The 19552-nt window shown below is 69.9% G+C and carries 19 protein-coding genes; 9 read left to right on the top strand and 10 right to left on the bottom strand.

The features are described 5' to 3' along the window. Together QR64_RS08540 and QR64_RS08535 are read right to left on the bottom strand one after the other, a co-directional pair. Nucleotides 1–234 carry a hypothetical protein gene (locus QR64_RS08540; protein WP_006550082.1) on the bottom strand — a complete coding sequence of 78 codons (234 nt, stop codon included), beginning with the start codon at nt 232–234 and terminating at the stop codon, nt 1–3. Next, complete coding sequence (locus QR64_RS08535; protein ID WP_052227246.1) at nt 227–1735, bottom strand: PspC domain-containing protein; 1509 nt, start codon at nt 1733–1735, stop codon at nt 227–229. The genes QR64_RS08540 and QR64_RS08535 overlap by 8 nt, the downstream gene beginning before the upstream one ends. Nucleotides 1736–1832: 97 nt before the next feature. Between QR64_RS08535 and QR64_RS08530 the strand changes: the two genes are divergently transcribed. Both QR64_RS08530 and QR64_RS08525 read left to right on the top strand, forming a co-directional pair. Beyond that, complete coding sequence (locus QR64_RS08530) at nt 1833–3155, top strand: ATP-binding protein (protein ID WP_051121489.1); 1323 nt, start codon at nt 1833–1835, stop codon at nt 3153–3155. Then, nucleotides 3152–3838, top strand: coding sequence for a response regulator (locus tag QR64_RS08525; protein ID WP_006550085.1), 687 nt, complete (start codon nt 3152–3154; stop codon nt 3836–3838). Before QR64_RS08530 ends, QR64_RS08525 begins: the two co-directional genes overlap by 4 nt. Before the next feature lie 94 nt (nt 3839–3932). Here QR64_RS08525 and QR64_RS08520 read toward each other — a convergent pair whose 3' ends face one another. After that, nucleotides 3933–5081 (bottom strand): serine/threonine-protein kinase, encoded by a 1149-nt coding sequence (locus QR64_RS08520; RefSeq protein ID WP_019288573.1) that lies wholly within the window; start codon nt 5079–5081, stop codon nt 3933–3935. A 274-nt stretch (nt 5082–5355) separates the two neighbouring features. On the opposite strand from QR64_RS08520, the gene QR64_RS08515 reads away from it, so the two are divergent. The 4 genes from QR64_RS08515 to QR64_RS08500 are packed head-to-tail and all read left to right on the top strand — an operon-like array spanning nt 5356 to nt 9424. Beyond that, a complete protein-coding gene (locus tag QR64_RS08515; RefSeq protein WP_039584860.1) occupies nt 5356–6117 on the top strand; it encodes a hypothetical protein in 762 nt (253 codons plus the stop codon). Next, nucleotides 6114–7694, top strand: coding sequence for a DNA polymerase Y family protein (locus QR64_RS08510; RefSeq protein WP_037216093.1), 1581 nt, complete (start codon nt 6114–6116; stop codon nt 7692–7694). Before QR64_RS08515 ends, QR64_RS08510 begins: the two co-directional genes overlap by 4 nt. Nucleotides 7695–7709: 15 nt before the next feature. Beyond that, complete coding sequence (locus QR64_RS08505) at nt 7710–8498, top strand: alpha/beta fold hydrolase (protein ID WP_019288571.1); 789 nt, start codon at nt 7710–7712, stop codon at nt 8496–8498. 11 nt (nt 8499–8509) lie between these two features. Next, entirely contained in the window at nt 8510–9424 is a 915-nt protein-coding gene (locus QR64_RS08500) for an exodeoxyribonuclease III (protein WP_006550090.1), read from the top strand. 76 nt (nt 9425–9500) lie between these two features. Here the strand turns inward: QR64_RS08500 and QR64_RS08495 are convergent, their stop codons facing one another. After that, nucleotides 9501–10607, bottom strand: coding sequence for an alcohol dehydrogenase catalytic domain-containing protein (locus tag QR64_RS08495; RefSeq protein ID WP_039584859.1), 1107 nt, complete (start codon nt 10605–10607; stop codon nt 9501–9503). Between the two features lie 50 nt (nt 10608–10657). On the opposite strand from QR64_RS08495, the gene QR64_RS08490 reads away from it, so the two are divergent. Next, the gene (locus tag QR64_RS08490) at nt 10658–11182 is read left to right on the top strand and encodes a hypothetical protein (protein ID WP_039584858.1); all 525 of its coding nucleotides are present in this window, start codon (nt 10658–10660) and stop codon (nt 11180–11182) included. Between the two features lie 55 nt (nt 11183–11237). Then, nucleotides 11238–12116 carry a sucrase ferredoxin gene (locus QR64_RS08485; RefSeq protein ID WP_039584857.1) on the top strand — a complete coding sequence of 293 codons (879 nt, stop codon included), beginning with the start codon at nt 11238–11240 and terminating at the stop codon, nt 12114–12116. A gap of 79 nt (nt 12117–12195) precedes the next feature. On the opposite strand, the gene QR64_RS08480 is transcribed toward QR64_RS08485, so the two are convergent. From QR64_RS08480 to QR64_RS25730, 4 genes are all read right to left on the bottom strand, one after another. Further along, on the bottom strand, nt 12196–14319 hold the full coding sequence (locus QR64_RS08480) for an MMPL family transporter (RefSeq protein WP_006550094.1): 2124 nt from the start codon (nt 14317–14319) through the stop codon (nt 12196–12198). 285 nt (nt 14320–14604) lie between these two features. Next, a complete protein-coding gene (locus QR64_RS08475) occupies nt 14605–16125 on the bottom strand; it encodes a multicopper oxidase family protein (RefSeq protein ID WP_039584856.1) in 1521 nt (506 codons plus the stop codon). Nucleotides 16126–16199: 74 nt separating this feature from the next. Continuing rightward, entirely contained in the window at nt 16200–17339 is a 1140-nt protein-coding gene (locus QR64_RS08470) for an RNA polymerase sigma factor (RefSeq protein WP_006550096.1), read from the bottom strand. A 33-nt stretch (nt 17340–17372) separates the two neighbouring features. Then, a partial coding sequence (locus tag QR64_RS25730; protein ID WP_235367057.1) for a YciI family protein occupies nt 17373–17739 on the bottom strand: 367 nt, incomplete at its 3' end. 112 nt (nt 17740–17851) lie between these two features. Between QR64_RS25730 and QR64_RS08465 the strand changes: the two genes are divergently transcribed. Next, nucleotides 17852–18757 carry a D-isomer specific 2-hydroxyacid dehydrogenase family protein gene (locus tag QR64_RS08465; protein ID WP_006550098.1) on the top strand — a complete coding sequence of 302 codons (906 nt, stop codon included), beginning with the start codon at nt 17852–17854 and terminating at the stop codon, nt 18755–18757. Here the strand turns inward: QR64_RS08465 and QR64_RS08460 are convergent. Further along, nucleotides 18751–19083, bottom strand: a complete 333-nt coding sequence (locus tag QR64_RS08460; RefSeq protein WP_006550100.1) for an ArsR/SmtB family transcription factor — start codon at nt 19081–19083, stop codon at nt 18751–18753. The genes QR64_RS08465 and QR64_RS08460 overlap by 7 nt on opposite strands. After that, nucleotides 19070–19528 carry a hypothetical protein gene (locus QR64_RS08455; RefSeq protein ID WP_006550101.1) on the bottom strand — a complete coding sequence of 153 codons (459 nt, stop codon included), beginning with the start codon at nt 19526–19528 and terminating at the stop codon, nt 19070–19072. The genes QR64_RS08460 and QR64_RS08455 overlap by 14 nt, the downstream gene beginning before the upstream one ends. Nucleotides 19529–19552 lie beyond the last annotated feature (24 nt).

Here is a 19552-nt window from a genome sequence, read left to right as displayed (position 1 = left end):
TTATCTCCGGCGGTTGGGGAGGAAGACCAGCACCGCTCCGATCAGCAGGGCCGCGCCCACCAGGACCCATCCGAGGTCGACGGCGGCGAGGAACTCGACGGAGAACGGCCCGATCATGGCCCATCCGCTCACGACCAGCGCTGCCAGTGCGGCGAGCAGGAGCAGGAGCGACGGTCCCTTGCGGGTGCGCTCGGTCCGATCCTCGGTGTGTGTTCCGGTTTCGTGATCAGCCACGACGCACCTCCAGAGATCCGAATTCCATGTTCGCGTTCAGGTCCAGGACCGGCCCGTCGTCGACTCCGTCGGCACCACCGTCGATGCCGGGGGCGGGGCATCCCCTGATCTCACCGGGACCGACCGTGCAGTCGGCGCGGACGTCCAGGTTCTCCGGCAACAGCACCTCGACGCTGCCGAACCGGCCGTCGACCTGCACCGTGCGGTCCTCGGTGAGTTCGAGTCCCCGCAGATCGAGGGTCATCGCCCCGAACTGGAAGCTGTATTCGGACTCGAGCTGATCGGTACTGGTCGGAGCCCAGGTCCGGTCGCCCCAGTTGGAGGTGTCGACCGGGCCGGCGATCGAGGCGAGGACGACGAATCCGAGGAGGGGGCCGGTGACGACGAGCAGTCCGTGCCCGCGGTGCAGGAACGCGCCGATCAGCAGGCCCAGACCGACGACCGCGAGGGCCGCGGCACCCACCCGGGCGGGGGTCACCCAGGCCAGGTCGGCGGCGGCACCGAGCGCGCCGGTCACCGCAGCGGCGATCACGGCCAGTCCGAGAACCGTCGTGGTCAGGCGCGAGCGTCGATTCGTGACGATCGCAGGTTCGTGCTTCGGTGCCGGTTCGGGCAGATCCCATGCGAACGGGGCGACCCCGAGGGGATCCCATGCCGGCGGTGCCGAACGGTGGGGGGAGAGCGCGTCGACATCCGGGAGCGGAAGGTCGGTGTCCTTGCGGTCGGTGTCCTTGCGGTCGGTGTCCTTGCGTAGGTCGGGCATCGGGGACGTCTTCCTCTCAGTCGTCTCGGTGGGCGCTGTGGAATCGGTGCCCGAAGCAGGGGTGTCCGAGGCGTCGGTGGTGCTCAGGACCTCCGTCGCGTCGGTGGTCTGCGCAGGCGGGGTTGCCGCTGTGCTGGTTGTCTTTGTGCCGGCTGCCTCTCCGCCCGGTGTCGTCGTGGCCGCCGGACCCGCCTGCATGTGCCATGCACCGGTGTGTGCGCCCCACGGGGAGCAGTACGCGTTCGTCACCGGAGGCTGAGGAAAGGCCGCCTGGGTGGGGAAGGAGGTTCCCTCGGGCGCCGGCAGCACCGGCGGTTCGGGACGCCGCTGATAGAGCAGCCACCAACCGCCGAGCAGCAGGAGCGTTCCGATGAATCCGGAACCGCCCGAACCCGCACCCACCGGACCGATGGCACCCGCCGCGATCGCCAGGGCCACGAGGAGTACGACGACCTTGGTGGTCGAGTCCGAGCTCGCACCCCGCCCGACGAGCGATTCGAGCGAGGATACCTGGTCGCCGTGACGGGGGAACATCAGCCAGGCGGCCAGATAGAGGACGAGACCGCCACCGCCGAACAGCGCCGACGCGACGAAGACGACACGGATCAGCACGGGATCGACGCCGTAGCGCACTCCGATACCCGAGCACACACCCGCGATGTGCCCCTCCTTCGGCAGACGCACGGGGCGGGTCCGCCACATGTCCGCCACCTGGTCCTGAAAGCTCCTCGTGTCCATGGCACCCATCCTGCTGGGCTTCCGCGCGCGGCACATCAGGGACCAACCCTGATTTCCGAGGGCCCGATCGGAACCCGGACATCAGGGTTCGTCCCCGATGCCGGGCCGGCGATCTCCGTGCCAGTATCGAGGTGTGCAACCGGTACCTGGATTACCCGTGACCGTTCCCCGCCTCGAACGACGGGTGGGCGGTCGCATCGTGGGCGGTGTGGCCGGCGGTATCGCCGACCATCTCGGCATCGACGCCACCAAGGTGCGGGTCGCGTTCACAGTGCTCGCCGCCCTCGGCGGGTTCGGGATCGCGGCCTACGGCTTGCTGTGGATGTTCGTGCCCCCGGGCTCCGACACCGATCGCCCCACCGGCCCCGAACGGCGCCGAGCCATCGGCCTCGCCTTCATGGGTATCGGCCTGGCGGTGGGTCTTTCGTGGCTGTTCAGTGGTGGTGCCGCCGGGGTGGTGCTGCCGATCGTCGTGGTGGTCGTCGGTGCGGCGCTCGTATGGCGTGAATTCGACGTCGAAGGCCCCCGATCGGTACTCGGTCTGCCCGCACATCCGACGGTCCTCACATGGGCCCGCGTACTCGGCGGCCTGACCCTCGTCGTCACCGGACTCGGAGTGATGGTCATCGCGCAGGTCGACGTCGCGGCGCTGCGCTCGTCGCTGGTCGCCGTGGTGGTCACGCTGGTCGGTGCCGCCCTGCTGTCGGTGCCGCTGTGGATCCGGATGTGGCGTGCCCTCGAGACCGAGCGTGCCGCCCGGGTGCGCAACGAGGAGCGCGAGGAGATCGCGTCGCACCTGCACGACTCGGTACTCCAGACCCTCGCGCTCATCCAGAAGCAGGCCGGCGACCAGCAAGAGGTCGTGCGACTGGCGCGCAGCCAGGAACGCGAACTGCGCCGCTGGCTGTTCGGTGGGGACGAGACGCCGAGCACCTCGCTCGCCGAGACGCTGCGCACCATCGCCGGTGAGGTGGAGGACCAGTACGGTCTGTCCGTTCAACCCGTCATCGTCGGTGACGTCGCGCCGGATGACAGCGATCTGACCCCCGAGGCCGCGACCGCCGTGCTCGGCGCGACCCGCGAGGCTCTCGTCAACGCCGCCAAGCACGCCGGGGTGGACAGCGTCGACCTCTTCGCGGAGGTGGAACCGCATCAGGTGAGCGTGTTCGTGCGCGATCGCGGCGTCGGATTCGATCCCGACGAGGTGCCGGCCGATCGGCAGGGTCTGGCCAAGTCGATCCGGGCGCGCATCGAACGTCGCGGCGGCCGGACGGTCGTGAAGTCGAGTCCCGGAAAGGGAACCGAGGTGCGCATCCATGCACCGCGCGCCGGCCGGACGGAGACCGAACGCGAACAGGACACCGAGTCGACCTTAGAGTGGGGGGTGAACGACCCCCATCCCGAGGAGCAGACACAGTGACTTCGATTCCGGCGACATCGTCCGATGCCACCGAGAACAACCGTCCCTATCGTGTCTTCCTGGTGGACGACCATGCGGTCTTCCGCTCCGGAGTGCGCGCCGAACTGGGGCGCGAGGCCGACATGGAGATCGTCGGCGAGGCCGGGGGAGTCGCCGAGGCCGTCGCCGGGATCGAGGCGACCAAGCCGGATGTCGTGCTCCTCGACGTCCACATGCCCGACGGCGGCGGCGTCGCCGTCCTCCAGCGGATCCCGGACGGGCCGGTCTGCCTGGCGCTCAGCGTGTCCGACGCGGCCGAGGACGTCATTGCCGTCATCCGCGCCGGCGCCCGCGGGTACGTGACGAAGACGATTTCCGGTCCGGATCTGGCCGACGCCGTCCGGCGGGTCGCAGGGGGAGACGCCGTGTTCAGTCCGCGTCTGGCCGGTTTCGTGCTCGACTCGTTCACCGGCCGGTCGGCCGCGCCGGAACCGCCCCTCGATCCCGAGCTCGACTCGCTGACGCCGCGGGAACTCGAGGTGCTGCGCCTGCTCGCTCGCGGCTACACCTACCGTGAGATCGCCGAGGAACTCGTGATCTCGGTGAAGACCGTCGAGACGCACGCGTCGAACGTGTTGCGCAAGACGCAGCAGTCGAACCGCAACGCGCTGACCCGTTGGGCACACCGCCGCCGCATCGACTGAGCGTGACCGGTGCTCGTCGTGCCGATGCCGGCGGCGTGCAGTTCTCGTCGCTCGCGAGCGAAATCATCGACGAGGACTGCGCAGCCGGCGCAGATCAGACGACCAGCGCGATGATGACGGCGACGAGCAACGCCACCAGGATCACCGCGATCATCGCCGCCATCGCCAGGGGTGCATAGGCGACGATGCGGTCCTGCGGGTTGTCGGGCACGGGGCCCTTCGGGAGCAGGCGGTCGAGCAGATCCGCCGGGGCGAAACCCTTCGCCGACTTCTTCGGACCACCGGTGGCCTGCGTCGCGGCACCGAGGGGGCGGTCGACGAAGGAACCACGGGGGCGTGCGGGTTCGGCGAAGTGCGCGGAACGCTGTGCCCACGACGGGATCGTGCCGTCCTCGTTCTGGATGGGACGGCCGCGCAGGGCCGCCGCCGATCCGCTCGGTCCGAGGACCACGCGGGCGAGGAGATCGCGCGCCTGCGCCATCGTCGGGCGTCGCGCCGGATCGGGCTGGAGCATCTCGAGCAGGGGCTCGGTGAGCGGACCGGTGTGCGTGGGCATGATGATCTCCGCCCGCGCGACCCGGTGCAGCAACGCGATCGAGTCGGTCTCGAAGCCGAAGGGCGGTTGCCCCTCCACCGCGGTGTAGAGGGTGGCGCCGAGCGAGAAGACGTCGCTGGCCTCGGTGGGATCGTTGCCGCGCGCGACCTCGGGTGCGAAATAGGCGGGGGTGCCGATGATCACGCCGTCGGGGTCGTTGTCGCCCTTCGCGCGAGCGATGCCGAAGTCGCTGATCTTCACGATGCCGGCGTCGCGGCCGCGTTCAGCGATGAGGATGTTGCCGGGCTTGACGTCGCGGTGGACGATCCCGGCGGCGTGCGCGGCGGTGAGGGCGTCGGCGACGTTCGCGCCGATCTGCGCCACCACGTACGGCGGGAGAGTGTCGACGACGTTCATCACCTGCGCCAGGCTGCGGGACGGCAAGTGCTCCATGACGAGCCACGGTTCGCCGTAGTGCAGAGCCATGTCGTACATCGAGATGGCGTGCTCGTGGGCGAGTTGGGCGGCGGCCCGGCCCTCTCGGAGCGCGCGGCGGCGAAGATCCTCGGCCTCGTCGGGATCGAGGTCTGCGGTGGAGATCACCTGCTTGACGGCGACGTCGCGGCCCAGACGGTTGTCGCGGGCGAGCCAGACGGCACCCATGCCGCCACCGCCGAGCTTGGAGTCGAGCCGATATCGACCGGCCACCAAGTGATCCGGTCCTACGGCCCGTCCTGCCCATGCCTGCTCCGCCACTCGATCGAGAGTAGTCGATCGGAGGTGTTCGCCCCGGCCGAAAAACGTGTGAGCTGCACTGTAGTCACCGTCGGGGGCGGTGCTCCCGGCTTGACGGGAAGGATTCGGGTCGGTTCTACTTGATGGGGATCGAAAGTATGTTCGAATAGAGTGCGAGCCGGGCCACGACTTCCCCGTGGTCGGCCGGTCGTGTGTGTCAGGCGGCAGGCGGATGACAGGGGTGACAGTGGGCGAGGTGGCCGAATTTCCGGTGGACGACGAGGAAGCGGGTCGCGCGGAGCGGATCGAAGCGTTGCGACGTCGGATCGCGGCAGTGCCGGCGCGGGGCGAGGTCCAGTCCGTCGCGCGAGGCCGGGTCGAGGCCCCCCCCGACCGCATCCTGCCCGTCCCGGCTCCGCTCGCGGAACTGTTGCCCCAGGGCGGATTGGTGCGTGGCAGCGTCGTCTCGGTCTCGGGGGCCACCTCCCTTCTCCTCGGGATGCTCGCGTCCGTGACTGCCTCGGGCGGATACGCCGCCGTGATCGGTCAGCGCCGGCTGGGTCTGCTCGCCGCCGCGGAGATGGGAGCCCGTCTGCACCGGTTGGCTGTGATCCCCGATCCCGGACCGGATCCCGTGGAGATCGCCGCGGTGCTGCTCGACGGGATCGACCTGGTGGTGTTGGGGCTCGGTGGGGCATCGGTGCCGCCGTCCCGCGCTCGTGCGGTCGCCGCCCGGGCGCGGAGCAAGCAGTCCGTCCTCGTGGTCACGGACGGTCGCTGGGAGGGTGCACACGTGCGACTGGAGGCGCGGGTCGACGGTTATCGGGGTGTGGACGGTCCCGGCCGGGACCGGCTGTGCGCGACCCGCTTGTCGGTCCAGGCGCACGGGCGTGCGTTTCCTCCGCGCGCCACCCGCGTGGAGGTGTGCGCCGGCCGCAGTGCCGTCGAATGGGCGAGTGAGGAGCGAAATCGGCTGGAGGACGGGCATTTCCGTAAAGCGGTCCGGTGAACGACTCGTCCTCTCGACGGGCGCCCGCGCGGGTCGTGGCCCTCTGGTGCCCAGACTGGCCCGCCGTCGCCGCCGCCACCGCCGCGGAGTTGCCCGCGACCGTCCCGGTGGCGGTGGTCTCGGCGAATCGTGTCGTCGCCTGCTCGGCCTCGGCGCGGGCCGCGGGTGTCCGGCGCGGCCTGAGACGACGTGAGGCGCAGGCACGCTGCCCGGAACTGCATGTGGCCCGCTCGGATCCCGACCTGGAAGCGCGGACGTTCGAGGTGGTGGTGGCCGCAATCGATGCGGTGGCCCCGGGCGTGGAGGTGCTGCGCCCGGGTCTGGTGGTCCTCGCCGCGCGCGGTGCAGTCCGGTGGTTCGGTTCGGAGGAGGCCGCCGCGGAGGTCCTGATCGACGCGGTCGCGGCGAACGGCGTGGAATGCCAGGTCGGTGTCGCCGACGAGTTGTCCACAGCGGTCCTCGCCGCGCGCCGGAACGCGCTGGTCCCGACGGGGAGGGGCGCCGAGTTCCTGGCGCCGCTGCCGGTCTCGTATCTCGCGGTGGAACCGGCGCTGGCGGCTCCTCGGCGGGCCGACACGGTGGATCTGTTGCGCCGTCTCGGTATCCGCACCATCGGAGCGTTCGCCGCGTTGTCCCCGATCGATGTTGCGTCACGCTTCGACGCGGACGTCGTCGCTGCGCACCGGAGCGCACGGGGCCTGCCGGAACGTCCCCCGTCGGGGCGGCCGATCCCTCCGGACCTGACGGTCGAGCAGCCCTGCGACCCGCCGGTGGAGCGGGTCGACGCCGCGGCCTTCGCCGGTCGCGCACTGGCCGAACTGCTCCACACCAGGCTCGCGGCAGCGGGAGTCGCATGCACGCGACTGCTCGTGACGGCACGCACCGGGGCCGGGGAGGAACTCGCGCGCACCTGGCGCTGCGCCGAGCCGCTCACCCCCGAGGGTACGGCCGATCGTGTGCGATGGCAGCTCGACGGATGGCTCACCGGCCGCAACACGAACCGGCCCACGGCGGGAATCGTGCTGCTACGTCTCGAACCGGTCGAGGTCGTGGCCGCCGGCGCGCTGCAGCTCGGGCTCTGGGGCGGTGTCGGCGACGAGGACGAACGCGCACGTCGGGCGCTCGTCCGAGTGCAGGGCCTGCTCGGTGGGGACGCCGTCCGGATCGGAGTGCTCGGCGGCGGCCGGGGACCCACCGAACGGATCGTCCTCGTGCCCGTCGGCGACGAGGCGATACCGCACTCCGACCCGGACGCACCGTGGCCGGGCCGGCTCCCGCCCCCGGCTCCCGCGCTGGTGTTGCACACACCTCCCGCGATCCGGCTGGACGACGACGTGGGGAATCCGGTCTCGGTGACCGAGCGCGGACTGCTCAGCGGGTCACCTGCTCGGCTGCGATGGGGAAGTCGCAGCTGGACGGTGATCGGATGGGCCGGTCCGTGGCCGGTGGACGAGTACTGGTGGGATCCGGCCGCCGCCCGGTGCGCCGCCCGTCTGCAGGTGCTGCTCGAGGAATCACGGGCCCTGCTGGTGTTCTTCGGTGCCGACGGCTGGCGGGTGGAGGGCGTCTACGACTGAGTAGGCTCGAGCATCATGAGATCTCCGGTCCTCACCGTCGCGCCGAACGGGGTCGCCCTGGCGTATCGCGAATACGCTGCGTCCCGCGAATCCGCGGGGTCCGCCGCCCGTTCCGTGCCCGTACTGCTGGTGCACGGGATGGGGGGTGACGGGCGCACATGGACCCGGTTCGCCGGAAACCTGGTGAAGGCGGGCCGACGGGTGATCACCGTCGACCTGCGCGGGCACGGACGCAGCGGCCGGGCCCCCTCGTACCGTTTCGACGAGTTCGCCGCCGACGTCGCCGGCCTGTGCGCCCACCTCGGTGTCGAGGCCGTCGATCTCGTCGGGCACTCGCTCGGCGGTCATGTGGGATCGCTGGTCGCGCAACAGAATCCCGGCCTCGTCCGGCGACTTGTCCTCGAGGAGACACCTCTGCCGTTGCGGGAGGGGGATCCGGTTCCGGAGGTGCCGGCCCACCGCCCGACTCCCGCGGAGTTATGGCACGCCGCGACCAGCATGGCGCTCAACCCGCGCGCGGTCACCGCCTTCGACCGCTCGATGACGCCGTCGGTCGTCGCCCAGTTCCACACGCCGAATCCGGTGTGGTGGAAGCATCTTCCGTCCCTCGACGCTCCGACCCTGCTGTTGCGCGGAGCGCGCCGCGGCAGCATGGTCGACCCGCGCCTGCTGGCGGCGGCAGTCGACGCGCTGCCTTCGGCCTCAGTGCGGGAGATCGGCTGCGGGCACAGCATCCACCGCGACCGTGCCCGCGATTTCGCAGCGGCCGTCGTCCCGTTCCTCACGGATCGAACGGTTGCCTAGACTGGACGATCGTGCGCATCGCGACCTTCAACATCAACGGAATCCGCGCCGCACAGCGCCGCGGATTCGAGGACTGGTTGCGTGAGCGCAACCCCGACGTGGTGGCCCTGCAGGAGGTACGCGCCCCGGCGGCTGCGATCCCGCAGGGAGTCTTCGGCAAGTACCACCTCGCCTACGACGAGGGCACCCTTCCCGGCCGCAACGGCGTCGGAATCCTGACCCTGCACGAACCTGCCGCCGTGCGCACCTGGAGCGGCACCGCACTGCTGCGACTTCCCGGTGAGGAACACGTCGACCGGATCGAGTTCGATCGGGGAGCGCTGGCACGCGGACTGTCCGAATTCGCCCACGAGGGGCGGTACGTCGAGGTGGATCTCGCCGACGCACCGATCACCGTGGCGTCGCTGTACCTGCCGAAGGGCGGGCTCCCGGCGCACCTCCAGAAGCCCGGGCGCATGCGCGACGAACCGGACGGTGGGATGCGCTACCAACGCAAGATGCGGTTCCTGTCGGCCTTCGCCCGGCAGCTGACCCGTAGCCGACTCGCGGCGCGCGCCCAGGGGCGGGAGTTCCTGATCATGGGTGATTTCAACGTCGCCCACACGCGCTACGACGTGCGCAACTGGCGGCGTCGCGGGCAGGCCGAGGGCTTCCTGCCCGAGGAACGCGCCTGGTTCGATTCACTGTTGTCGCCGCGCACGCTCGTCGACGTCGTCCGCCGGCATCATCCCGAGGTCGACGGTCCCTACTCGTGGTGGTCGTGGCTGGGGGAGTCGTTCGCCTCCGATTCCGGGTGGCGGATCGACTACCACCTCGCCACGCCGCGACTGGCCCGGACCGCGATCTCCGCAGGGACCGACCGCGATCCGGCGCCGGACCGGAGGATCAGCGATCACGCGCCGGTCGTCGTGGACTACGACATCTGAGTGACTGTCGTGGACTACGACATCTGAGTGACTGTCGTGGACTACGACGTCTGAGCTTGATATGTAGGGCTCGTGGTCAGTCCATGGTGAGGATCTGACGGAGGGCGGTTCCGTCGGCCAGGGCGTCCATCGCCTCGTTGATCCGACCCAGCGGCAGACGGTCGGTGACGAGTCGCTCGACCGGCAGTCGCCCCTCGCGCCACATGTCCACGAAGCGGGGGATGTCGCGGGCCGGGACGGCGGATCCGAGGTAGCTGCCCACCAGTGAGCGGCCCTCGCCGACGAGAGCGGTGGGCGAGATCTCGAGCCGGGCGTCGGGGGCGGGCAGGCCGACAGTGATCGTAGTGCCTCCCGGTCCGGTGAGCGCGACCGCCGTGGCGAGCGCGGGCACGCTCCCCGCGGCCTCGATGACCAGCCGCGCCTTCACGCCCTGTTCGACGGCCTCGTCCGGTGAGAGGACGCGTTCGGCTCCCAGCGACCGGGCCGTATCGCGCTTGTCCGGGGAGGTGTCGACGGCGATCACGGCGACGTCGTCGTGGGCCAGCGCCACGAGCAGCGCGGCCATCCCCACTCCGCCGAGACCGACGACGACCAGCGTGTCCCCGGCCTGAGGACGAGCAGTATTGACGACCGCACCGCCACCGGTCAGCACGGCGCAACCCATCAGCGCGGCGACCTTGGCGGGGACGTCGTCGCCGACACCGACGAGCGACCGCGTGTCGACGACGGCGTGGGTCGCGAAGGCCGATGCTCCCAGATGGTGGTGGACGTCGTTCCCGTCGCGGTGCAGCCGCCGGGCGCCCGACAGCAGGGTTCCCGCCGCGTTCGCGGCCGATCCCGGGATGCAGGGACGGATGCCGTTGCTCGCGCAGCCCTCGCACTCACCGCAGCGGGGCATGAAGGTCATGACGACCCGCTCGCCGACGGAGAATCCGGTGGTGTCGTCGCCGAGTTCGACGATGCGTCCGGCCGCTTCGTGCCCGAGCAGCATGGGAACCGGACGAGGCCGGTTGCCGTCGACCACGGACAGATCGGAGTGGCACACACCGGCGCATTCGATCTCGACCAGCGCCTCACCCGGGCCCGGTGGGTCGAGTTCGAGAAGGTCCACGCTGAGCGGGGTGGACTCCTCGTACCGCCGTCGACGTCCGATCTCCTCCAGGACTGCTCCGGTGATCTGCACGAGTCTCCCTTCCGTAGAGTCGCGGATTCTCCGCCTCTAGCATCACGAGCATGACACTCACCCGGGCCGACCGCTTCCTCATCGGTGCTACCGCAGTCTTCCTCGTGTCCCAGGCGAACATCGGTCGGGTTCTCGGCTCCACGGCCCCGACGGTGGGCACCCTCCAGACCACCTTCTCGGCCGCGAAGTACCGAAAGATCCTCGACAATCTCGGTCCTGAGGAGATCGAGCGCTACCGGCAGCACTACTACTGGGACATGGTCCATCCGGCGACCTTCGCGATCGCATTGCGGGCCGGTGCACGATCGCTCGACGAACACCGCCCGCTGTTGCCGAGCACGCGTCGGATCCTGATGGCGGCGCCCGTCGTCGCCGCGGCGGGGGACTACGTCGAGAACGCCGTCGGCCTGTACCTGCTGGATCACCGCACCCGGATCGACGATCGGACGGTCCGGGCTGCCTCGACCGTCAGCCTCACCAAGTGGGTGCTGGCGCTGGGCAGTTTCGCGTACCTGTCGCAGGGATTCCTGCGGATGTGGGGCGGTGCGGCACAGCGGGTTCTTCGCCGCGGCTGACCGGTCACCGCGGGGTGCCGGGCCGTCACGAGGGTGTCCGGGCCACAATGTCCGCGTGACCACCATCTCCACCCCCACCTGTTCCGCACTGTCCGCACTCGACGAGCCGCTGCCCGGTACGGCGGCCACCGCGCCCGGCTACGTGTGCCTCGAGGTGCCGACGGGCTGGGGCCGCGACGTGCTCGACGGCACCGCCCTCGGCGCCGAGTTGTCGGACGAATTGTCCGCCCGGGCGAAGGCCGCGGACGTGCGGATCCTGTTCATCCGGAGACCCGGCCGCGACGTGGTGCGGGAGACCCGGACCGTCCTGCTGGCCCGCACCGAACCGGAGAACACCTGGTGCGAGCGGCTCGAGATCACCGAGCCGGCGGAGCTGCTCGACATCGTCCCCCGTGTGGTCGCAGGTCCGGCCCCCGGTTTCGGCACGGCCGTGCAGGACCCGATCGCCCTGGTGTGCGCTCACGGAAAGCGGGACCGGTGCTGCGCTGTGCTGGGGCGCCCGATCGCGGCCGCTCTGACCGCCGCGTTCGGGCAGGACGTGTGGGAGTGCTCGCACACCGGCGGACACCGTTTCGCGCCGTCGATGATCATGCTGCCCACCGGTTACACCTACGGGCGGCTCGACGAGGACGACAGTCTCGCCGCCGTCCGCGACGCCGGGAAGGGCAAGGTCCACGCGGCCGGTCTGCGGGGTCGCAGCACCTGGGGTGCGGCCGGGCAGGCCGCCGAGATCGCGGTGCGCGAGGCGATCGACGAGTTCGCGATCGACGCCGTGACGGTCGAGGACGGGGACGAGCCGATCGTGCGTCATCGCGACGGCCGGGCATGGCAGGTCGGGGTGGAGACCTCGGAACTACCGGCCCGGCCGGCGAGCTGCGGTGCCGCGGCCAAGCCGGCGCGTCCCGTCGTCGCGACGACGATCACGCCGCTGTAGCGACACCCCGACCACCCGGCCGCTCTGCGGTTCAGTGATCCCGCCGCTCTGCGGTCTAGTGATCCCGCCGCTCTGCGGTCTAGTGACCCAGTCCGACCTTCGCGTGCACGCGCTTCATCCACGCCGGTGCCCACCAGTTGGCCTCGCCCATGAGCTTGACCAGTGACGGCACGAGCAGCATGCGCACGATCGTTGCGTCGATGATCAGCGCGACGATCATGCCGACGCCGAGGAACCGCATGATCGACAGGCCGGAGATGGTGAAGGCCCCGGTGACCACGATCAGCAGCAGTGCAGCGGCGGTGACGACACGTCCGGTGCGGGCAATGCCGTACTCGACGGCTTCTACCGTCGTCGCTCCGGCCGCGCGGGCCTCCATCATGCGCGACATGAGGAACACCTCGTAGTCGGTCGACAGGCCGAACACCACGGCGAGGATGAGGACGACGAAGGTCGGCTCCATCGCCGCGGGAACGACGTGCAGCCACGAAGCACCGTGGCCCAGCTGGAACACCCAGGTCAGCACGCCGAAGGTCGCGGCGAGACTCAGTGCCGCCATGAGCACCGCCTTGATCGGCAGTGCCACCGACCCGAATGCCAGGAACAGCAGCACCAGGGTCGAGAGCACCATGATCGTGATCATCCAGGGGAGCGAATCCGAGACGGCCTGGTTGGCGTCGTCGACGAGAGCCCGGCCGCCGCCGACGAGCAGGTCGGTGCCGTCCGGCACGTCCAGGGCGCGCAGTTCGCCGGTGATCTCGCTCGCCCGTGCGGTGCCGTCCACGCCCTGAGCGTAGAGGCCTTGCAGGACCACCACGTCGGACTCCTGCCCGACGATGACGGTCTGCGAGATGCCGTCGACCTTGGCGACCTCGGTGGACACCGTGCGCACGGCAGTGCTGTCCGGGGCCTGTCCGTTCTCACCACGCAGGACGAGCGTGGCGCCGTTGCCGGTGCTCGGGAACTCGTCGAGCAAGGTCTGGGTGGCTGCGCGGGCCTGGCTGTCCTCGGGCAGGGCGGTGTATTCGATCTCCCCGAACCGTGCTTCGAACAGGGGCGACGCGAGTACGAGGAGACCGCCGGTGATCACCACCGCGATCAGGGCGGGACGGCGCACGACCTTGCGGACGACCCCACCCCAGAAACGACGTGCCCGCGCTTCGGCGCGGGTGGAGGTCTCACGGTCCCAGGTCCACGCGTTGATGCGGTGGCCGAGCATCGTCAGCAGGGCGGGAACCGCGGTCAGCGACAGGACGGCGGCACCGAGGACGGCGGCCATGGCACCGAGGCCGAGCGACCGCAGCACCGTCTGCGGGAAGACGAGCATGCCCGCGAACGCGCAGATCAGCAGGGCAGCGGAGAACATCACGGTGTGACCGGCGGTGGACATCGTCCGCTTGACCGCCGAGGTGACGTCCGAACCGGCCGCGAGTTCCTCGCGGTAGCGGCTGACGATGAACAGGCCGTAGTCGATCGCCAGGCCCAGACCGATCAGCGACGTGATGTTCAGCGCGTACGACGACACCTCGGTGAAATTCGACAGCAGGCGCAGGGTGGCGAGGGACGAGAAGATCGCGAGCACACCCACGAAGACCGGGACCGCGGCGGCGATCACCCCGCCGAAGATGAACACCAGCAGCACCAGCGTGATGGGCACCGCGATGAGCTCGGACCGGACGAGATCGCTCTCCAGGGTGTCGGTGAACTCGATCGCGACCACGGTGTTGCCGGCGAACTGCGATTCCACGCCGGGCACCTCGAGCAGGTCGAGGGCTTCGGGGAAGCTCGCGGCCGTGAGCCCGGAGTTCGCGCCGAGCGTGATCGAGGCAGCCACGCTGCGTTGGTCGGTCGACAGCAGCAGTTGGTTCATCGGCGGCGGAGCGGTCCAGTAGGTCTGGATCGACTCGGCGGGGACGGCGTCCTGGAACTCGGCGAGGGTTCTTTCGATGTCGGGACGGATGTCGTCGACCGTGCGTCCCTCGGGTGCGGTGTAGAGCGCGATGATGTCCGCGGCCTGCGACCCGAAGTTCTCGTAGATGATCTGCTCGACCTCGACGGCCTCGCTGTTCGGGTCGTAGTAGCCCGTGCCGGTCAGCTTGCCGAAGATCCCGACGCCCCAGGCGCCGGCGAAGAGCACGACGAGCAGCACGATCGCCAGTACCCATCGGCTCCTGGTGACGACGATCTCGGCCCAGCGACTCATGCCCACTCCCGGTTCCGCTGACGATTGTGACGATCGGCAACTGTACTGGCGTGGAGTGGGAGGGCTTTACCCTGCTCGGCCGGAACGGGCACGAGATCAGGGGAGGAAGAAGGTGGACCGACGCGCCGGATGCCTCACGGCACGGTGCGCAACGTGGCTCCAGCCGGACGGTATTCCACGAAGGCGGTTTCTCATTGGCTCCGGGGCGTACGCGACGCGCCGATCCACACTCCTCAACAGGGGTGGGCGGGGATCCATTCCCCGCCCTGCCGGACGTGACCGGGTTCACCCGCCGTCGTGGGCATGGTGGGCCGTGCCGGCCACCTGCGTCACCTCGTCGGCGCCGACCACCACGAACTGCCCCATCATCCCGGCGTCCTCGTGTTTGAGCAGGTGACAGTGGTACATGTACGGCATCGCCGGATCGGTGTGGCTACCGAACGGAACGAGCAGCCGCACCGTCGCCGCCGGCGGGATGAAGACGGTGTCCTTGCGCCCCGCCAGGGACGGATGGTCGGGACTCATCCCGGTCATGCCGAGGATCTCGAACTGCACGTCGTGGATGTGGAAGTTGTGGATCGTGCCGCTGGCGTTGGTCACCTCCCACAGTTCCGTGGTGCCGGCGACGATCACCTCGTCGATCCGGCTCATGTCCATCTCGCGATCGTTGATGGTCGTCGACGACGTCAGGTCGATGCGGCGGGTGTTGCTCGGCTGCCCGAGCTCCGGGAGGGTCGTCAGCTTCTCCGGGATCGCGGCCGACGACCCGAGCACGGGTGCCGCCCGCAGTTCGAGGACGTCCAGGCGATCGTCACCACCGGAGAAGCGGTCCTGGAAGAAGCCGGCCTTCAGCTCGGGTGGGGTGCTGCGCAGCACGTGGCTCGAACCTGCTTCCGGCCGGACGACGATCTCGGCGCGCTCACCCGGCGACAGCTGGAGGCTGCGGACGGCCTGCGGTTCCTCGAGCAGACCGCCGTCGCTGCCGACGAGGAGGAACGGCATCCCGGTGTCGAACGAGAAGTTGTAGACGCGCGCGTTCGACGCGTTGAGCACCCGGAGCCGGACCGTCTCGGTGCCGACGTCCAGGAACGGTCGCGGTGTGCCGTTGACGAGGATCTCGTCGCCGAGCGTCCCGACGTCGGCGAAGATCGCGTTGCTGTCGTCGAGCTGATCGCCCTCGAACTTCCGGTCCTGGACGATGAGGGGGATGTCGTCGACCCCGTAGTCGTGGGGGAGCGGCGACGTGCCGGGTTCGTCGATCAGGAACATGCCCGCGACACCCCGGTACACGTGCGCGGCGGTGGAACCGTGCAGGTGCGGGTGGTACCAGAGGGTCGCGGCCGGCTGATCGACGGTCCAGTACGGCGACCACGTCGTTCCCGGCTCGATCGGCTGGTGCGGTCCGCCGTCCATCGCCGCGGGCAGGTGCATGCCGTGCCAGTGCATCGTGCTCGTCTCGTCGAGTTCGTTCGTGACGTTCACGCGCACGTTCTCACCCCGCACGGCGCGGAGGGTGGGCCCGAGATAGCTGCCGTTCACTCCCCACGTCCGGGTGTCGGGGCCGTGCCCGAGGTCGGTCGTGCCGCGCTGCATGGTCAGGTCGAACACGCGTGTGCCGTCGGCGTCGACGGTGCCCGACTCGACGGGAGGGATGCGCAGGGCGGTGTCGAAGTCGACGCGTCCGGTGGTGTCGATCGCGCGCGTGGTCCACGCGTGGACGGCCAGGCCACCGATGACCGCCACGAACCCGATGAAGAGCACGAAGGGTATGGCGAGCAGACGCACCAGGAGTTTCACGACATCCATGCTCGTTCTCCCGCACCCTCGGCACATCCGGCGTGGCACCGGATTTCATGGTGGGGGAGAACCCTGAGCGACCCTCAGGAAACGCTGTGCAGGCGCGCCGCCTGCCGCACGAGATGGTCCCGCTCGGGGACGCTGGTCGCCAGGTGTGCGGCCTCCGTGTAGAGCCGGGCCGCCGTGGCCGTGTCGCCGGCGCGTTCGTGGAGATATGCCGCGGCCGCCGTGTACCGAGGCAAGCCGGGGTCGAGTTCGGCCAGCGCCGCGAGACCGGCCTGCGGTCCGTCCGCCTCACCGACCGCGACGGCGCGGTTGAGGCGGGCCACCGGGTTGTCGGTGAACCGCAGGAGCTCGTCGTACCACTCGACGATCTGCACCCAGTCGGTCTCCTCCGCAGTGCGTGCGTCGGCGTGAAGGGCGGCGACGGCGGCCTGTGCCTGGAACTCGCCGAGCCTGTCGCGGGCGAGTGCGGCCTGCAGGATCTCCACGCCCTCCGCGATCATGCGCGTGTCCCACAGGCTGCGGTCCTGTTCGGCGAGGGGGACGAGACTGCCGTCCGGCCGGATGCGCGCCGCTCGCCGGGCGTGGTGGAGCAGCATCAACGCGAGCAGACCCGACACCTCGGGGTGGTCGATCACCGCTGCCAGCCGGCGCGTGAGCCGGATGGCCTCGGTGGCCAGGTCGACGTCACCTGAATAACCCTCGTTGAACACGAGATAGAGCACCCGCAGCACCGTCGCGACATCGCCCGGCCGATCCAGCCGGACGTCCGCGATCGTGCGCTTGGCCCGGCTGATGCGTTGGGCCATCGTCGCTTCCGGAACGAGATAGGCCTGCGCGATCTGCCGGGTGGTCAACCCACCGACGGCCCGCAGGGTCAGCGCGACCGCCGACCCGGGCGTGAGCGACGGGTGGGCACACAGGAAGTACAACGCGAGGGTGTCGTCCACCGGTGTGCCCGGACCGGGCCGGGGCTCGGCGTCGACGAGGATCTCGCGGCGCCGGCGGGATGCGTCGGCGCGTACGGTGTCGAGGAATCTGCGCCACGCCACCGCGACCAGCCAGCCCTTCGGGTCGCGTGGCGGATCCTCCGGCCACACCCGCAGGGCTTCGACGAGCGCGTCCTGCACGGCATCCTCGGCCGCTGCGAAATCCGCTCCGCGGCGGACGAGGATGCCGATCACGGTGGGGACGAGCGTGCGCAGCAGAGCCTCGTCCACGTCTACTCCGTGACGGTCGGCGGCTCGGACATNCCTCGAGCCATTCGTGGATCGGCTTCCCGCCGGCTCCCGGCGCGGCCGACAGTTCGGCGGCCAACTCCAGTGCCCGGTCGTAGCTGTCGACGTCGATCACCATCCACCCGGCGATGAGATCCTTCGTCTCCGGGAACGGCCCGTCGGTGACCGGGGGACGTCCCTCACCGTCGTAACGGACGAAGGTGCCCTCCGGGGAGAGCGCCTGCGCGTCGACGAACTCGCCGGTGCTCTCGAGACGGGCGGCGAAATCCTGCATGTACCGGATGTGGGCCGACACCTCGTCCGGCTCCCACTGATCCATGGGTACGTCGTTCACCGCTGCCGGGGCGCCGCGGTAATGCTTGAGCAGCAGGTACTTGGCCATGATGTTCTCCTCCGTGCGGTACGGCCCATTGTGGCCGCGTTCATGGAGGAGACGGAGCCGCTTCCGGATTCTCGACATCCCTCCGCGAACGATTCGAGGTTAGGGTCGCGGCATGCGTATTCATCTCGGACCGGGCCACGACGAACACCTCGCCACCGCGATCGTCTCCGGCGGTGGAACCCTCTCCGAACTGGACGAGGCCGACGCCCTGGTGTGGGACGGCAGCGCCGAGGAATTCCCGGATCTGCCCGACCGAGTCCGCTGGGTGCAGCTCACCTACGCGGGTATCGAACCGTTCTTCCGGGCGGGCGTGATCGACGACCGCCGGCTGTGGGCGAATGCGTCCGGTGTGTACGCCGACAACGTGGCCGAGTACGCGGTGGGAGCGCTGCTCGTGGGGTTGCGGCAGTTCCACGCCTCGGTTGCCGCGAAGCGGTGGACCAAGGACGTTCTCGACCCGCGGGTGCGGACCCTCCACGGCTCGACCGTGGCCATCGTCGGATGCGGCGGTATCGGCCGGGCGATGATCCCGCGCCTGCACGCCCTCGGCGCGTCCGTCGTCGCGGTCAATCGTTCGGGCCGTCCCGTCGACGGCGCGAAGGTCACGCTGCCGGCCGACCGCACGTCGGAGGTGTGGTCGATGGCCGATCACTTCGTCGTCGCCGCACCCGCGACCGCCGAGACCGATCATCTCGTCGACGCCGCCGCGCTCGCGGCGATGCCCGGGTCGGCGTGGCTTGTGAACGTCGCGCGGGGCAACCTCGTCGACACCGACGCGCTGGTGAAGGCGCTCGGGGACGGTGCGATCGCCGGGGCGGTCCTCGACGTGACCGATCCCGAACCGTTGCCCGACGGTCATCCGCTGTGGGATCTCGACAACGCCGTGATCACACCGCACATCGCCAATACGCGCAGCCGGCTGACGCAGACGTTCGCGCCGACCCTCGAGGAGAACGTACGCCGGTTCGCCGCGGGTGAGGAGTTGATCGCCCGGGTCGATCCGAACGCGGGTTACTGAGGCCGTTCGGCCGCCTTCTTGATCGCGGACAGGCGGCGGTCCCAGCCTGCCCCCACGGCGTCGATCGCACGCCCGACCGCGCTCAGCCGCGATCCGACGGCGGAGAAGCGGATCTCCCGTCCGGCGCGCTCGGAGGTCACGAGACCGCACCGTTCGAGCACCGCCAGATGCTTGGCGATGGCCTGACGGGAGACCGTGAACTCGGCCGCGAGCCCGGACGCCGACGCCGGGGATCGGCCCAGTCGCTGCAGGATGCGCCACCGGGTGTCGTCGGCCAGGGCCGCGAAGACGGGATGCAGGTCGGCGGAGAACTCAGCGTCGGGCAACGCTTCCGTCCTTCTCGAGATGGTGCTTGGCGATCTCCAGTTCGGTGGTCCAGCCCCGGGAGTTCTCCTCGAAGCGGGTGCGGCGTTCGCTCGCGTCGCCGGGCAGGGAGTCGAATCCGGTTTCCGTGACGCGTAATTCGGTCGTGTCGGTGTCGAGGGCGGTGAGCCGGAACTCGACGAGGGTCGACGGGCTGTCGGGATCGGTGTGGTCGGCGAGCCAGCGGAAGGCCGCGTAGTGCGGTTCGTCGAGGGTCACGGTGCGGAAGACGAAGGCGCCGTGGACCGGATCGTGCACGGTGGTGAGATCTCCGTCGTGTTCGAGGCGGTGCTCGGTCCACTCGTTGTCGTTGATGTACCAGCCGGGTTCGGCCACGAGTGTCCACACCCGGTCCACGGGGGCGTCGATGGTGATGTCGCGTTCGATGCGGTCGAGTTCGTCGGTCATGATTGCCTCCTTCGATGGGAATGC

This window comes from Rhodococcus sp. Chr-9, assembly GCF_000801125.1.
In the GTDB taxonomy this organism is placed as follows: domain Bacteria; phylum Actinomycetota; class Actinomycetes; order Mycobacteriales; family Mycobacteriaceae; genus Rhodococcus; species Rhodococcus pyridinivorans.
The sequence above is the reverse complement of the archived record's forward strand: the minus strand, read 5'-3'. Positions and strand labels throughout refer to the sequence as shown.